The organism is Mucilaginibacter yixingensis (assembly GCF_041080815.1).
Classification (GTDB): Bacteria; Bacteroidota; Bacteroidia; order Sphingobacteriales; family Sphingobacteriaceae; genus Mucilaginibacter; species Mucilaginibacter yixingensis.
The window spans coordinates 3,385,929-3,402,683 of sequence record NZ_CP160205.1; the positions used below are offsets into that span (position 1 = coordinate 3,385,929).

Genomic DNA, 16,755 nt, shown 5'->3' on the forward strand with positions numbered 1-16,755 from the left:
TTATTGGTTTATTAATTGGTTTTAGTTTCAGCCAAATATAGACTGAACCACCCCGTTGCCTATTCAAATAACTGGGATAATGCTTCTAAAAATTAGTCAAAAATTAGGTTTTTTGAAGTTTGAAGGGAGTTTTGTCAAAAAACAAAAACAAAAAGGGGGAATTTATGCTTCCCCCGCTTCGTGTGATGAGATCGATTGTTCTTTGATATTTTTCAGGTACTCCGTAGGTGAGATCTGGTACCGCTCTTTGAAACAGGTACTAAAATAACCGGGACTGCTAAAGCCCACCTGGAAGGCTACTTGAGAGATATTGAACGCGCCGGTTTGCAGCAATTGTTCGGCCCGCCGTAAACGCATATCTTTTACAAAATCTACCGGGGCCAGGCCGGTTAATGCTTTTAACTTTTTAAAGAAAGTGCTGCGGCTTAGGCCCACCGCTGCGGCCACGTTGTCCATATTGAAATAGGCGTCGGCCATGCCGTCTTCAACTGCCCGCACGCAGCTGGTCAAAAACTTTTCATCGCGCGAGGTGATCTCCACCTCCCCGGGTTTCAAGGTAATTACCTTGCGGCTGTTCATAATGGCATCAACCTGCATTTTTCTATTCTTAAGCAGGGTGCGGATGGAGGCATGCAGAATATCAACATTAAAAGGCTTGGTAAGGTAAAGATCGGCCCCATAGCTCAGTCCTTCCAATTGGCTTTCCAGTGATGTTTTAGCCGTTAGCAGCACCACCGGGATATGGCTGGTTTCTGCATCATTCTTAAGCTTATCCAGCAGTTCAATGCCGTTCATGCGCGGCATCATAATATCAGAGATCACCACATCAGGCATCTTTTCAGCTATTTGCTGCAGCGCACGGATGCCGTTTTTAGCGTGCATCACCCTAAACTCGCGTTCCAGCGTCCTCACCAGGAAACTACACATATCGGGATTATCTTCTACCAGTAACACCAGCGGCGCCTTTTCATCACAAACGATCGTTGTTTGCTCGGCAGGCTCATATTCTGGTATAACTTCCTGCGGTTGTAAACGCGATTGTGGCGTGGTAGCGTCATTTACCTGGTGCATATCGCCTTTTCTAAAGTGCGCATCACCCTTCTTGAGCGTAACCATAAACGTCATCCCTCCTTCCGCATTGTTGACGGCTGATAACTCGCCCTCATGCTCCCTTACCAGCTCGCGGCTTAGTGCCAGGCCAATGCCAGTGCTTTTTAAATGATCTACCGGTGTATTACCACCATCATAGTACAACTCAAAAATGTCTTTCAGTTTAGCTTCATCAACGCCAAAACCTTCGTCAATCACGGCAATAGACACGTTATCCTGATCTTCTGAAACCGACAGCGTAATTTTTCTACCGGCAGGGGTAAACTTAAAAGCGTTTGACAACAGGTTGTGCAGCACAATATCCATCTTCTCCAAATCAACCCAGGCAAAAACTTCTTTATTGGCTGCCGTTACATCCAGGTCTATATTTTTCTCTATCCGTGCGCCTTCAAAATGACTGGCTACTTCTTTTACTATAGCAACGATGTTGCAATGTGATACCGATAGCTTCATTTTGCCGTTCTGTACCTTGCTAAAATCAAGCAGTTGGTCTACAAAACGAGTTAGGCGGGTAGCGTTTTTACCAATCAGCTGCAAATTCTCCTGATCTGCAACGGACAGCCCTGCAGACCGCGACACTTCCTGCAACGGACCAACAATCAAACTCAACGGTGTCCTTAACTCGTGCGAAAGATTGGTAAAAAACTGGATCTTGGTTTTAGCCACCTGCTGCTCCATATCTACCTTGTGCCGAAGGGTGATCATGGCCAGCACCAACCTGCGGGTAAGCACAAATATGGCTATGGCCATCAAAAAATAGATACAATAGGCCCACCAGGTGCGCCAAAACGGCGGCAGAATGGTGATCCTGATTTGTTTTTGGGGCTTATGGTCAAAAAGATGGATATTGTTGGAACATACCTTAAAAATATAATCGCCCGGCGGAATATTGGTGTAGGTAGCTTTCCGCTCTTCGCCCACATTGCGCCATGATTGGTCAAAACCCTCCAATTTATACTGATACGAAATGGGCTCATCCCTAAAATCGAGCACGGTGTAATCAATGCTTACCATATTCTGATTACAGGCGAGCGTCAGGTGGTCGGTTTCATTAATAGAATAATCAAGTGGCGAGTCATCAGCCTGGGGCGTAAGCGCCTTATAATACACTTCCATATCCGTGAGAACCATGTTGGCGTGAATGCGGTTTACTTTGATCTTACGCGGATCAAAGGTTACATAACCATTCAAACACCCGAAATACAGTGTGCCGGAACGAGAACTAAGACAAGCCGATTCAGAAAAATCCGTTGCCGGCAGGCCATTATAGGCATTAAACGAGGTAACACGATTTTCTGATACCCGGTATCTGGCCAGCCCGTTCTCGGTAGCTATCCAGATATCGCCTCTTTGATCGCCGGTAATACTCATCACCAGATCATTAGGCAAACCATCGCGTGTGGTAATGGCCTTGAAAGAGATTCTACCCGGAAAATCGTTAGCAACTACCTTACTTACACCACCGCCCGATGTGCCCAGCCACATATTGCCGTGCGCATCTCGGTAAATACATTGCACCCCATTGTTACTTAAGCTGGTAGAATCATTTGGCTGCTTCTGATAATTTACAAATTGGTAGTTATCGGGACTGCCTTTATTAGGGTTGAAAACAATCAGACCGTTATTTGAGCCTACCCAAATATTCCCCTTGGTGTCTTCGCTTAAGCAACGCGCAACCCGGCCGCCGCCCGGATAATTTTTAAAAGAGTTACGTGTACTTTTAAAAGAGATCTTACCATGATCATTTACCACCAGGTTTATGGCACCGCCAAGTGTTGATACCCAAACCCTTCCTTTGCTATCCTCTAAAATAGAGTAAACCAAATCATTACTTAAGCTGCTTCTATCGCCATTGTGCTGAAAACGGGTAACCGTATATTTATGAGGATCGGCGCTTAAAGGTTTGGCCAATAAAAGACCATCTCTTTTAGTGCCTATCCAAACATTGCCCTGCCTGTCGCCTGTAATAGCATAAACGTTTCCAAATTCGGCCGAAGCCATATCAGTAAATACATCTACTGGCTGCCCGTGTTCAAGCACATACAAACGACCAGCCTTGGTGGCTATCCAGGTGCGGCCGTAACGATCTTCATAAATGGCTCTAACCTCGTTTTCTGATTTGCTTTTGAAATTTGGGACCAACAGATGAAAGGCAAAATTATTTTCAGGAAAAATGATCTTACTGAACCCGCCATCATCGCCGGCAACCCACATAATGCCATCCCTATCATAGTGAATGGCCCTGATAATGTTAGGAAATTTTCTTTCAGGTAATTGCGGATCAGAGAAGCCGGAGATCCGGTCGGTGCTCCGGTCGTAATAACCGAAACCGCCCCCTTTCATGCTCGTCCACAACAACCCGCGCCGGTCTTCAAATACCGAATATTGCTCATGAATGGTCATGGCGCTGGTATCGGTTTGCTGAATGAATTTTTTCAGGGTATGATCTGCCGGATTAAACCTCACAATGCCCTTCTTTTCTGGCTCCAGCCATAACAAACCTTTCTTATCCTCATAGATTGAAAGATACGGTCCGCCGCTACCCGCTTCGGTAGCTTTTGTAGCGCCCGGTAAAATCATGCGCAATCCACGGGAAGTGGTAACATAGAGCGCACCAGCGGCATTACGGTGCACAGCATTGATCTTCTCGCCGAGAATAGTCCAGTTACTCCATTGACCGCCTTTTGCATTATAAGCCAGCACATTGCCGTCCTCCGTACCCAGATAAAACCACTGTTTTTCGCGAATAGCTGCCGTGCATGATGCGTTGCCTATTAAACCAGCCACGTGCGGCGTCAATGTTACTTTTTGATAACCATCGCCATTGCGTTTGTAGTATACCGCACCTTTCGGTGTACCAATCCAGATATTGTTGTCACTGTCTTCTGTTACAAAACGAATGGTATTATCAGGAATCTGATATTTTCCGCGGGAGGTTGAGAACCGGTAGATTACCGGACGCTGACTGCCATTTGCAGGATAATGTGCGCACAACAATCCGTGCCGGGAAGTGGTGATCCAGATATCGCCTGACGAAGCAACAGTGGCTTGTTTAGCCTCTGCAGAGCTAATATCCGTGGCCGACTGAAATCCGGTCAGTGCTTCAAACTGTTCGGTCTTTTTATCAAACCGATAGATCTGCTTATCATAGGTTATAATCCATAAACACCCGCGCTGATCCTCGGTAATCGTTCTGATCTTATTGCTTTTTATGCTGGAATTATCGCCCGGCCTGCCTTTATACACCATAAACCGGTTACCGTCAAAACGGTTCAGACCATCGCGCGTGCCCAACCATACAAAACCTTCACGGTCCCGGAGTATACAAAATACTTCTTTATGAGAAAGGCCATCGGCGGTTGTATAACGTTTAAGGCTGGTTGAGATTTGTGCCGATGCCGGTTGAGCGGTAATTACAATACCGTAAACAAGCAGGATCTGGCAAATAATGTTCAGGTTTCTTTTTGGAAAGATGATTTCAAAACGTGCTGCTAGCCGCGAAATAATTGAAGCAGGCAATAGCACATGCGTTTGTAAAGCACGCAAGCGCCTGGTTAACGTTTGTAAGTTTTCCATAAGATAAGGCACCCCAAAACCTGCTATGTGCGAGGCCGCACTTCACTGGTTCTCATTAAAAAGAAAAGGGCTTGGTTTAAAGTTTTAGTTCCAAATGCAAGGCAACATAACAAAAATAAGTTGGTTGCAAATCATAAAGGTTAATTTTTTAACGCAAATGGTTTAATATTCGTTTTACCGCTTTCACCCCCATTACAAATGAGCTATCGTTGGATTTCCCCCCTAAGCAATGATTCAGGCCTGCGCCAGATCGATATCTTCACTAAGCATAGAGCTATTTATTAATACAATTATGCATAAGTGCCTGTATCTTCTCAATTAATTGAGTTGGCAGTAACAATAACCGTTGCGCTACGGTTAAATATTCTTAAAAAACAGGTACCGTACCAATAATTAAACATCTTTCGTCAATTATTGAAAATGATAGATCAATCTTCTAATTATCATTGTGTCCCGATTATAAACCGATTTACCGTGTAAAACAAATGCTTGACCGGCAGCGCCTGAAGTGCTGATGCTGGCCATAGTCTAAAAAACTGTCAACGATGGATGGGCATTGCTATGACTTGTTATTTTATGCGGTAAGCTTAGGTTATTATGCGGCTTAATGAGCTAACCAACAACCAAATAATATATGAGAATTTTTACCCTTAAACGCTGTCAACTAGCATTGATAGCTCTTTTAGGTGCGTGGCAGGCAAAGGCCCAAACACCCGCTTTTCCTGGCGCTATGGGTTTTGGCAAGTACGCGCCGGGCGTCAGGGGCTCTTCAACCCGCGAAGTTTACGTGGTAACCAACCTAAACGACAGCGGCACCGGCTCATTCCGCGATGCGGTAAGTAAATCCGGCCGCGTGGTGGTGTTTGCCGTGGGCGGTATTGTAAAGCTCACAACGGATGTTTCTGTAGCATCAAACATTACCATTGCCGGTCAAACTGCCCCTGGTGATGGCATCGTATTTTTTAACAAAGGCATCAGCTTTACAGGTGCCGATAATACCATTTGCCGCTTTCTGAGAATCCGCCTGGGCGCTACCGGTAACTCTGGCAATGACGCCACCGGCCTGGCACATGGCAGAAACATCATCTTTGATCACCTCTCGGTATCGTGGGGTATGGATGAAAACTTTTCTATTAACTGGGATAACAAAGGCAACTCGCCCGATAACATCACTATCCAAAACTCCATCATCGGTCAGGGCCTCTTCCGTGAGAACCACTCGGCAGGCGGTCTGATTCAAACCCCCGATGGCGGTCGCGTGAGTTTGCTGCAAAACCTGTACATGAGCAACAAAACCCGTAACCCCAAAGTAAAAGGGGTGAACGAGTTTGTAAACAACGTGGTTTACGACTGGGGTAATGGGCACCGTTTAGATCAGGATTTCAATTACGAATGGGCTGCTGATGCCTACATTATGGGCGGCTCGACCGGTGTATCTGAAGTGAACGTCATCAATAACTATTTTGTGGGCGGACCATTGACACCTCCCACCAAAACTACGCCGTTCTCTCGCGGTACTGGAACCTTTAACATCTATGGATCAGGTAATTATTTTGACAACAACCAAAATGGTGCTTTAGATGGCGCCGAGGTTCCGTTTGACTCAACTGGTTACCCAGGCATTACCGCTGAGGCGTTTAAACAACAACCTTTCCTCTATCCTACCATTAACCCAACAATGACCGCCGCACAGGCCTATCAGCATGTGCTCGACAGTGTAGGTGCCTGGTACCCACGCCGTGACCAGGTTGACGGGCTGATGCTTGACGAGGTGGCCTCTAAAGGCACCAAAGGCATGTATGTTTACCGCGAAACCGATCTGCCTTTTTCAAACGGTGGCTTAGGTAACGTTTTTGGCGCTCCGGCCCCGCTTGATACCGATGGTGACGGCATGCCTGACGCCTGGGAAGATGCCAATGGCTTGAATAAGAATGATAAGTCAGACGCCGTTGCTTTCAGCACCAACGACCCAAGGTATTTGAACATTGAGATGTACATCAACTCTTTGGTAAGCACACCTCCTCCGGTGTTTATCAAACCTCCTACCAACCTGGCACTCACTGCTACCTCGGTTGAAACACCGCCAAGCAGCAAAGTAAAACTAACCTGGGTTGATAATGCCGATAATGAAACCAACTTTGTTGTGGAGCGCTCTACCAATGGCTCTACCTTTACAGATATTGCTCATCCTAACGCCAACGCGCTTACTTATACCGATAGCGTTGGATTGGTACCTAACACCACCTATTACTACCGTGTAAAAGCGGTTAACGCAACAGATGTATCGGCATATACATCGGTAGTTTCTATTGCTACGCCGCCTGTTCCAACAGCGCCGGCATTAACTGCCAACCCTACGCCTACTAACGGATTTCAATATGCATCGCTCACATCGGGCAAGCTTACCCTGAAATGGACCGGCGGCACCAATACCCTAACTTACTCGGTTTACCTGGGTACCGATACCGCCAGCATGGTAAAACAGGGTGATGTGGCGTACTCAACCGCACCGTCATACACCACCGGTGTGCTAAACGACAACACTGTATACTACTGGCGTGTTGATGCCGTAAACGCAAAAGGCTTGGCTAAAGGACAAGTCTGGAGCTTCAGAACCCCGCCTATCATTCCGCAGGGACTGGTTGGTAACTGGGCCTTTGATGAGCCACTGGATGCGGGCACCACCCAAGTGGCCGACTCGACCGCTTATAACAACACCGGCGCTTTAGGTTTAGATGCCGATAACAACGTGCGCATAGTTGGTAAAATAAAGAACGGACTAGATTTTGCCAGTGCAGATCCAAGCATCTACGTAGTTCGTCTGCCTAACCAGGACCAGCTGTACCTGGATAAAAGCTCGTTCTCAATATCCTTCTGGATGAAAGCGCCTGCTACCCTGCTGCCGCAGGATAACAATACCAGCGCTTACCTGCTTTGCAAGGGTTCTATCACCAGAAACGCTACTACCGGCGCACTAGGTAAACGCTTTGACATTGAGTTTAAAAACAAACAGATCCGCTTTGCTATAGACGATGATAACGATGCCGGCGGCGGTGGTAAAGATGAGTTGCAGGTTAACGGCGTACCATTCTTTACCAACAACTGGACCCACGTGGTTGTGGTGCGCGATGTAACCAGCAAAAAACTACTCATGTACATGAACGGCACGCAAGTTGGCTCGGTAGCCATCAGCAAGGCTAACTCGGGTATTGGCGAGGCCAGCGCACTGGTGCTAGGTAATATTGGCGAGTTGGAGTTTTTAGCAACCACTAATAAACCTGCGCCTTACAAAGGCATGCTGGACGAGGTAAAAGTTTATAACTATGTGCTTTCACCATCAGAAATAACCGCTTTGGCCAGCGTTAAAAACACGCAAACCATTGCCTTTACTGCTATACCGGAACAAAAAGTAGACGCCGCCGATTTTGCACCACAAGCCATTGCAAGCTCCGGACTACCTGTAACGCTGAGCAGTTCTGACACTACCGTGGCTACCATTGTTAACGGCAAGATCCACATTATTGCCGCTGGTACCGCAAACATCACAGCCAAACAGGGCGGCGATGCCAATTATTATGCAGCAGCTAATGCAAGCCAGCAATTAAAAGTGACCAAATACAATCAGACTATTGATTTTGCTGCTATTGCTGAACAAAAAGTAGATGCTGCCGATTTTGCACCGCAAGTTGTTGCAAGTTCTGGCCTGCCGGTAACACTGAGCAGCTCTGATACTACCGTGGCCACCATTGTTAACGGCAAAATTCACGTTGTTGCTGCGGGTATGGCAAACATCATGGCCAAACAAAACGGTAATGCCAAATACTATTCGGCTGATTCTACCAGCCAACAACTGACGGTTACCAAATACAAGCAAACCATTGCCTTCAGCACACTACCAGGCAAAATTGCTGGCGATGCTGATTTCAGTATATCGGCAACCGCAAGCTCTGGCCTGCCGGTAACTTTTACCAGCAGCAATAACAGCGTTGCAACAGTAAGCGGCAACACGGTTCATATCACCGGCACTGGTAGCGTATTGATTAAAGCCACACAAGCAGGCAATGCACACTATGCCGATACCTCCTCTACTCAAACATTAACCGTACGCAACCTAAACGTGCAGGTGCAGGCCCTTGATGGCGATAATGGCAAGCTGACCAACAACACCATCAGGCCATATCTAAAACTGGTTAACAGCGATTCTGTAGCCGTAACCTACAATCAACTAACCGCTCGCTACTGGTTTACTGCCGAAAACTTTACCGGCATCAACACCTTTATTGATTACGCGCAGATGGGCAGTGGTAACGTAAGTATGCAGTACGTTGCCCTGAGTCAGCCACGCAATGGCGCCCTGGGTTATGTGGAATATACCTTTACAGGCAACACGTCGCTTGCCGCAGGCGCTAACTCCGGACCAATACAATCGCGCGTAGCAAATAAAGATTGGTCTGATTTGTCTGAAGCCGACGATTATTCATATCCAGGCAGCACCAGCACTTATACCGCCAATCCGCATATCACGCTTTACCGTAACGGTTTGCTTATCTACGGTCAGGAGCCTGAGGTTGCACCTGCTGTAGCTAAAGTCAATGTTACCTATCAAAGCCAAAACGGTGGCAACAACACCATCGGCACTTATCTGGCTGTAAATAATACGGGCAATGTGCCGCTTAATTATGGTGATCTTAAAGTGCGTTACTGGTTCACTAAAGAAGGTACCGCCAGCTTAAACTATACTGTAGATTACGCCAAACTGGGCAACAGCCAAATCAGCGGAACCTTTGCCCCTATATCGCCTGTGCAGAACGCCGATACTTATTTGGAGTTATCATTTGCCTCTTCAGCCGGAGCATTAAGTCCGCTGAGCAGCACTGGTAACATTCAGTACAGGATTACCAAGACCGATTGGTCGGCCTTTACGCAAACCAATGATTATTCCTATCTGGCACGCACATCAGCCATGCAGGAGAACAGCCACATTGCGGTTTACTACCAGGGGCAGTTAATTTATGGCACAGAGCCGGGCACCAACGGAACAAACGCCCTGGCGCTCAACAACTACGCTGCATCTATGCTTGCGCCTGTACAAAACGGCAGCAGCTTAGCTAATGATTTGCCAGAGAGCATCCTGGTATATCCAAACCCATTAGCCAGCAGCAGACAACTTTCGGTAAACCTGACATCAGACCTGCTGAACAAGGATATCAACCTGAAAATCGTAAACTCGTTTGGCCAGGTAATGCAAACCAACTCGTTCCATGGTAACAACGGTTCTATCAGCTTTGCTGTAAATGGTAATTACATGCCAGGCGTTTACTTTATTAAGGTGAACGACAAGCCAATGGTTCGCCTGTTGGTTAATTAATCATTCAACAAACCTTTCCCTTATACAATTGAAGCCTGTGGAGCATACTCCGCAGGCTTTTTTATTTGCATTTTTACAACACCCCACTTCAACATTACTTCAGAATTATTTAGTTTCTTTACTACTGAATATGCATCACGAACAACACCTCAAAAGCTCTGATACCATCCGCGATATTGTGATCGGTATGTCAGACGGATTGACTGTCCCCTTTGCTTTGGCTGCCGGTTTAAGCGGCGCGGTTAATGCGTCGGGGATAGTAGTTACTGCTGGTCTGGCCGAGATTGTTGCCGGTTCCATTGCCATGGGACTGGGCGGTTTCCTGGCCGGAAAAACAGAAATGGATCATTACCGTTCTGAGCTGAAACGTGAGTACGAAGAAGTAGAGAAAGTGCCCGAGGTAGAGAAAAAGGAAGTAATGGAGATATTTGCCGACTTTGGACTATCAGAACCACTCCAGCAACAAATAGCCGATGAAATGGCTCGTGACAAAGATAAATGGGTTGATTTTATGATGCGCTATGAGCTCGGACTTGAAGAACCGCATCCAAACGCGGCCACTAAAAGCGCCGCTACCATTGGCCTCTCCTACGCTATCGGGGGAATCATCCCGTTATCGCCTTACTTCTTTATCAGCTCGGCTAATACCGCACTGGGCTATTCTTGCATCATCGGGCTTTTGTGTCTGTTTATTTTTGGCTATTTAAAAAGCAAAGTAACCGGCCAGCCGGTGTGGAGCGGCGCTATTAAAGTGGCCATTACCGGCGCGTTGGCAGCCGGGGCGGCCTTTGGCATTGCAAAACTTATTGGCGCACACTAATCAAATATCTACCAGGCATATACCTATGACAGCTATTACCCCTATCCGAACAGACATTGACCATCCGCAAAGAACAAAACGCTACTCATCGTCGCTACGGCTTTGGCATTGGCTCAATGCGGTAGTTATCACGGGCTCGTTGCTTACCGTGCTGGTCAATTCTACCATACTTAAATCAAAGACAGCTACACAGGCGGTAAAATCTGCCCTGGCCGAAAAAAAGGTTACCGTTGACGATGGCCAGGCCAAGGCAGTTGTACATCAATTGCGCGACACGGTGTGGGAGTGGCATACCTACATCGGCTACACCCTAGCCGCACTATTTTTGTTCAGGCTGATCATGGAGTTCTTTCAGCTCGCAGATCAAAAGTTAACACATAAAATCAGTAAGGCCTATCACCAGTTTTTTATCGTCAAAAAGCAGCGTGAACTTTCCCGGCATGAGTTTTGGGTAAAAACACTCTACGCCGTGTTTTATCTGCTATTACTTATCACCGTAATAACGGGCTTGGATCTGGCTTTTGAAGACCAAATTCCGGCACTAAAGTCATTCCATTTTCTAAAACAGGTGCATGCCTTTAATATGTACCTCATCATTGCGTTTATCATCGTCCACCTGGTGGGCGTCTGTCTCGCTGAGCGTAAGGAAAGAGATAAGGGGATTGTATCGGATATGATCAATGGCGGGAACGCGTAAGTTCTGCCCGCTATAAAACTAAAACATCCCAACCCTGTGTCCGAAGACACGGGGGATGGGAGTTGACTTACACTTGGAAAAGATCTTTATTTCGATGCGTCGTATCGCATCTTAGTTATTGATAACCTGGCTATTTCACACCGTTTACATCGGCAACAAACTGTTCGGGCGTCTCATTCGGGAAACCGTCCCAGGCTTTTAGCACCTTGCCATTTTCATCAACCAGCAAGGTATAAGGAAATTTGCCTTCAGCATTATACTTGTCGGCCAACGCTTCATTCAGCTTGATCTGTTCCTTACTGGGCAGATTCTTTTTCTGACGCGGAAAATCAGCCCGCACCAGCACCAGGTGATCTTTGGCGTAGCTTTCAAAAGTACTGGTTTCCAATACCTCGTTACGCAGGCGGATACACGGTCCGCACCAATCTGATCCCGAGAAATTGATCAATATACGCTTGTGCGTTTTAACGGCCTCGTTTTTTGCCGCGCTAAAATCGCCCAGCCACGCGGCACCAGGGCTAAATAATAAGGCTATGGAAATGAGTAAAAGTTTCATTGTACTGTTTATTTAAAACCAAGACTTAATGAGATCACATCAGACACCAGGCCTGTTGTTTGCTGATAATGCCCGTAGCGCAATTCCAATTCATGCAGGCTTTGCCAACCAGCCACACCCTTAGGTGGCGACAGCCTGATACCCGCACCAAAGAAATTGCTATGAAACTGCGCGTATTCATAATTACTGGTATAATAAGTATCTGTTGCCAAATGGCCCTCATAAGGCGCAAAGTATTTGGCTGCTGTTTGATCGTAATATCGGTAAAACGGTGCAATTGAGAAGAATGGCGAAATTTTTACCGGAACTTCCAGATTTACGGTGTTAGAGTGCGTGCCCCAATCGTCGGTATAATAACGGTAATAGGTACGGATGATAAACCGATCGCCCAGAAAGTAGTTGGCCCTGATGCCAACCGGCAATTTAAAGCGTGTTGACGGCAAATGTTCTATGGTATCTTTCCCGGTGTTAAAATAAACCCGGTGAAATGGCAGCCCCAAATAGCCGTTTTGCGTTACCACATCGGCCAGCAGCATAATTTGCAGCCTGGAGTTGATAATCTGGCTATAGGAGAACGAACCGCTGTAGGTATTGCGCGGACTGGTTGGAATGCTCTCTTTATAACTGCGTGAGCCTGAGCTAAGCGTAGATGTACGTCCGCTGGCTGTAGTAACAATGGTTACGCCGCCGGTGGTAACCGTGGTGTTTCCGGGTACCAGCTCAGACGGATAGATCATGGTCACCTGGTCAAAATAGCCCTGAAACTTGGCACCAAACTCGCCCATTTTATTGGGTGTTTTAAAAGAAAAATGCAGATCGGCGCCCAAAGATTTGTAGTTATATTCCGAAGAGACGTAGGTACCTAAACCGAAGGATGAGCCCTTCTTCTCATTCTCGCTCGTCCAGTCTAACGAGGGATAGATACGGGTACCAGTCGGACTGGAAGCGCCTGATTTATTGACATAAGCCTGCGATGCCGAGGTATGATTATCAAAACCCAAGCCTGCATCCAGTGTGTTTTTATGCTGACCGGGGCCGGTCCAGATCATTTTTACGTTGATGCCATTGGAAAGATCGGTAACGTGTTCTGTACCAATACCCCCGGTTACGGCAGAGTGATTACCATCTTGCAGGTAATAACTGGATACCAGGTTTACCTCATCCACCCGGAGCGGTTTGGTTTGGTAACCCGAGCTGTCACTTGTTGCAACGGGCCGATACAGGCTGAAAGTACTTCTGCTGCTATCGGGTCTTTCGGTTTGCGAGTAGGCGTTAATGCGGCAGAGCATGGCAAAGCCGGCGGCTGATAAAAATAATTTCTTCATCTGCGTGCCGTGTTAATTACAACCGCAACCACCACCCGTCTTACCCGCATTGGCGCCCGAAGCCGCCTCTCGGTATGACTCGAAATTAAGTTCGTTCTTTTCAACCTTGCGGTTTGAGAGCGTCATCTCGGCATCGTTCAGTTTGTTTTTCTGATACTCGCGCACCTGTACGCAGGATGATGCTGCGCCGCAGACCACCAGTGCCATCAAAAGTTTAAAAATGTGCTTATTCATATATTAATAGGGGAATCAGTTTAAATGGATGTTGCGGGAAGTGTAGATCTGGTTATCATCGTCAATAATAATGGCTTCCATATCTGCCAGTTGGTTAATCAGATCAAGCCCCGGCCCAATGCCCATTACCATTACTGGCGTGGCCATTGCATCGGCCAGCTCGGCGTGTGCTGTAATAATGGTTACGCTTTTAATGCCAGTAACCGGCAACCCGGTTTTGGGGTTGATGGTATGCGAGTAGCGTTTACCATCAATCATCACAAACTTTTCATAACTACCAGATGTGGCTACGGCCAGGTTACTCATTTCCAGGTAAGAAAAAACCTCGCGCGACCAGTCTGGGTTGGCAATCCCCACCGTCCAAGGCATACCGTTGGCCTGCATGCCCCAGGCGCTCAAATCGCCGGAGGCATTAACCACGCCGTGTTGTACGCCTAACTGTTGCATTACTATTTTGGCCCTATCGGCAGCGTAGCCTTTGCCAATGCCGCCAAAGCCTATGCGCATGCCACGTTCTTTTAAGAATACAGTACAGTTGACATCATCCAGAATCACATGACGATAATTAATGAGGCGAACCATTTGACTGGCCGTTGCGCTATCGGGCAAAGCCGTCATCTGCTGATCGAAATTCCAGAGGCGCTTATCAATCGAGCCGTAGGTAATATCAAAGGCACCTTGTGTAATGCCCGAAATGCGCAGCGAGCGACGGATCAGCTCAAATGTTTCCCGGCTAACTTTAACCGGTGCTATGCCGGCTGATGAATTGATCTTTGCAGTTTCGCTGTCATCACTAAAAGTAGTGAGCAAGCGCTCTATCCGGCGAATCTCTTCGATACCGGCTTCAATACAGCGCTCGGCCCAGGCCACATCATCCGTCACCACACTTAGTTCAAAATGATTGCCCATGAGCCGGCATCCTTGCTTAACCAACTGCTTTGCTTGCATACTTAGGGGTATTTACAAACACAATAGTAACGGTAGATTCTGTATTTATGATGAAATTTTGCCATGTATCGATATATAGCCGTTTTGTATCGGCGAAATATTAGATATCGACCGCCGAAGCCGGAATAATAACGGAATCATCGCGTTGGTCTTTGTATCTACATTGTGACGCATAATCAGGCCGGATCCCTACAGATACCCAACAGAAAATATCACAATTAACTGAACTAATTTCGATATTGCCAACGCTTTTTAATTGCCCTCCCTGGCAGTTTAAAAGAGCATTTGCATTATCATATTCAAACCAATTTCAGACCTTCAAATGATGCGAACAAAGTTTTCTATAAGGCAGCAGGGCGCGCTTTTGCTCACCCTTTCAGTCATATATAGTTGCAGCACGGCAAAGCACACGTCGTCAAAATCATCGGCGCAAAAACAAAATATGGTAGAGCTGGCGCTGCCTGCCCCTACCCCTATGCCGCCAAGCCCGGCGCCGCTGCCTGTGGGCTCTGTGCCAATGGGCGATACCACCGGCGTTAAGGCAATAAATATGGATTTCCCAATGGCCAAAGGCCCGTTTGAACCAACCTGGAACTCTATAGCTCAGCACTATCAGGAAGATGCGGTAAGCTGGCTCAGGGAAGCAAAGTTTGGTATTTGGGTGCACTTCGGTCCGCAGGCCTCTGGCTTAAGTGGCGATTGGTTTGCCCGTAAAATGTATATTAAAGGCACACCGGCTTATGAGAATCATCTAAAAAAATATGGTTCACCAGTAGACTCTGGTTATAAAGACATGCTGCACGAGTGGAACCCTAAGGAGCTGGATCCGGCCAAACTGGTGAAGCTTTATCACGATATCGGTGCCCGCTTTTTGCTGATCCAGGGTGTGCATCATGACAACTTTGATTTATGGAACTCTAAATATCAGCCGTGGAATTCGGTTAACATCGGTCCGCATAAAGACCTGCTTGGCGAGTGGTCTAAAGCTGTGAAACAACAGGGCATGCACTTCGGTATCGCTTTTCACCACGAGTATACCTGGTGGTGGTGGCAAACCGCCTACCGGACCGACGACAATGGCAAAATGTATGACGGCCGCCTAACCCTGGCAGACGGCAAAGGCAAATGGTGGGAAGGCTATGACCCTAAACTGCTGTACGGTATCAACCTGCGTGAGTATAAAGGAATGGACGACTTTATGAGCAAACCCGATGGAGGCATTTTTACCCGCCACTTAGATTACGCCAAATGGTATGTAAACCGCTGGGCCTTGCGCATACTGGACGCAGTGAATAAATACGACCCCGATTTTGTTTATACCGATGGCGACAGTAAGCAGCCCTTTAGCGGCGATAAGACAGGCACCGGCATTAGATCTGATGCCGATCAACGTATGATTGCATCGTACTTCAACCTGGAACTTGCCCGCCGCGGCAAGCAGGACGTGTTTAGCATCACCAAGTTTTTCCCTGCCGGTCAGAAAGGCATTGTAACCACCATGGAAGGCCACTTCCCCGCTAAAATAAAAACCGACCAGCCCTGGATGGGCGAAAATGCTGTTGGTGACTGGTACTACGCGCCGGGATTTATATATGACCCCAACGCTGTTATACACTGCCTGCTAGAAAACGTGTGTAAAGATGGTGCCTACGCGGTAAGCATCCCTATCAGGCCCGATGGATCGCTGGAACCGGCATGTTTGAAAATGCTGCATGAAATTGGCGACTGGATGAAGATTAACGGCAGCGCCATTTATGGCAGCAAGGCCTGGGTTAAATTTGGTGAAGGCAAAGACGGCAAGATATCGGTTTTACCCAGCGGCAACCTGGGCTCCAAGCAATCTGACTTTAAATTCGGGCCTGAAGATCTGAGATTTACTGTGGGTAAGGATGGCAGCCTGAATGTATTTACCATGATGGTTCCACCTTCGGGCTCAAAACTGATTGTCCGCTCGCTCAATAAAGGTAATGCTGATTATAAAGCCATCTCTTCTGTTCGGTTGCTGGGTTATAACGGCAAAATTGATTGGACGCAGGACGAAAACGGCTTGCACATTACCTTACCTGACACAGAGAAATTTAAGACTGCGCTTTGCTTTAGCGTAAACTAAGCCATATACAT

General features: G+C 47.1%; 9 protein-coding genes. 4 read left to right on the top strand and 5 right to left on the bottom strand.

The genetic code is table 11. From position 1 onward, the window contains the following. Window positions 1–162 precede the first annotated feature (162 nt). Window positions 163–4,686 (bottom strand): hybrid sensor histidine kinase/response regulator transcription factor, encoded by a 4,524-nt coding sequence (locus ABZR88_RS13565; RefSeq protein ID WP_107826817.1) that lies wholly within the window; start codon window positions 4,684–4,686, stop codon window positions 163–165. A gap of 634 nt (window positions 4,687–5,320) precedes the next feature. Between ABZR88_RS13565 and ABZR88_RS13570 the strand changes: the two genes are divergently transcribed. From ABZR88_RS13570 to ABZR88_RS13580, 3 genes are all read left to right on the top strand, one after another. Beyond that, window positions 5,321–10,054, top strand: a complete 4,734-nt coding sequence (locus tag ABZR88_RS13570) for a cellulose binding domain-containing protein (RefSeq protein ID WP_146166458.1) — start codon at window positions 5,321–5,323, stop codon at window positions 10,052–10,054. 130 nt (window positions 10,055–10,184) lie between these two features. Then, window positions 10,185–10,874 carry a VIT1/CCC1 transporter family protein gene (locus ABZR88_RS13575; protein WP_107826815.1) on the top strand — a complete coding sequence of 230 codons (690 nt, stop codon included), beginning with the start codon at window positions 10,185–10,187 and terminating at the stop codon, window positions 10,872–10,874. A 25-nt stretch (window positions 10,875–10,899) separates the two neighbouring features. After that, window positions 10,900–11,571: a cytochrome b/b6 domain-containing protein gene (locus ABZR88_RS13580; protein ID WP_107826814.1), complete on the top strand. Its 672-nt coding sequence runs from the start codon at window positions 10,900–10,902 to the stop codon at window positions 11,569–11,571. A gap of 130 nt (window positions 11,572–11,701) precedes the next feature. On the opposite strand, the gene ABZR88_RS13585 is transcribed toward ABZR88_RS13580, so the two are convergent. Genes ABZR88_RS13585 through ABZR88_RS13600 form a run of 4 tightly spaced genes read right to left on the bottom strand, consistent with a single transcriptional unit; the run spans window position 11,702 to window position 14,634 of the window. Then, entirely contained in the window at window positions 11,702–12,127 is a 426-nt protein-coding gene (locus ABZR88_RS13585) for a thioredoxin family protein (protein ID WP_107826813.1), read from the bottom strand. An 8-nt stretch (window positions 12,128–12,135) separates the two neighbouring features. Further along, window positions 12,136–13,452, bottom strand: a complete 1,317-nt coding sequence (locus ABZR88_RS13590) for a DUF3570 domain-containing protein (RefSeq protein ID WP_107826812.1) — start codon at window positions 13,450–13,452, stop codon at window positions 12,136–12,138. 12 nt (window positions 13,453–13,464) lie between these two features. Then, entirely contained in the window at window positions 13,465–13,686 is a 222-nt protein-coding gene (locus tag ABZR88_RS13595; RefSeq protein WP_107826811.1) for a DUF4266 domain-containing protein, read from the bottom strand. A gap of 15 nt (window positions 13,687–13,701) precedes the next feature. After that, entirely contained in the window at window positions 13,702–14,634 is a 933-nt protein-coding gene (locus ABZR88_RS13600) for an FAD:protein FMN transferase (protein WP_107826810.1), read from the bottom strand. 322 nt (window positions 14,635–14,956) lie between these two features. On the opposite strand from ABZR88_RS13600, the gene ABZR88_RS13605 reads away from it, so the two are divergent. Further along, window positions 14,957–16,744 carry an alpha-L-fucosidase gene (locus tag ABZR88_RS13605; RefSeq protein WP_107826809.1) on the top strand — a complete coding sequence of 596 codons (1,788 nt, stop codon included), beginning with the start codon at window positions 14,957–14,959 and terminating at the stop codon, window positions 16,742–16,744. Window positions 16,745–16,755 lie beyond the last annotated feature (11 nt).

What these genes read in the sequence shown, in the direction of transcription:
- ABZR88_RS13580 (WP_107826814.1), top strand. Translation starts at nt 10,900, where the DNA reads ATGACAGCTATTACCCCTATCCGAACAGACATTGACCATCCGCAAAGA.
- ABZR88_RS13605 (WP_107826809.1), top strand. Translation starts at nt 14,957, where the DNA reads ATGATGCGAACAAAGTTTTCTATAAGGCAGCAGGGCGCGCTTTTGCTC.
- ABZR88_RS13575 (WP_107826815.1), top strand. Translation starts at nt 10,185, where the DNA reads ATGCATCACGAACAACACCTCAAAAGCTCTGATACCATCCGCGATATT.
- ABZR88_RS13585 (WP_107826813.1), bottom strand. Translation starts at nt 12,127, where the DNA reads ATGAAACTTTTACTCATTTCCATAGCCTTATTATTTAGCCCTGGTGCC.
- ABZR88_RS13565 (WP_107826817.1), bottom strand. Translation starts at nt 4,686, where the DNA reads ATGGAAAACTTACAAACGTTAACCAGGCGCTTGCGTGCTTTACAAACG.
- ABZR88_RS13570 (WP_146166458.1), top strand. Translation starts at nt 5,321, where the DNA reads ATGAGAATTTTTACCCTTAAACGCTGTCAACTAGCATTGATAGCTCTT.
- ABZR88_RS13600 (WP_107826810.1), bottom strand. Translation starts at nt 14,634, where the DNA reads ATGCAAGCAAAGCAGTTGGTTAAGCAAGGATGCCGGCTCATGGGCAAT.
- ABZR88_RS13595 (WP_107826811.1), bottom strand. Translation starts at nt 13,686, where the DNA reads ATGAATAAGCACATTTTTAAACTTTTGATGGCACTGGTGGTCTGCGGC.
- ABZR88_RS13590 (WP_107826812.1), bottom strand. Translation starts at nt 13,452, where the DNA reads ATGAAGAAATTATTTTTATCAGCCGCCGGCTTTGCCATGCTCTGCCGC.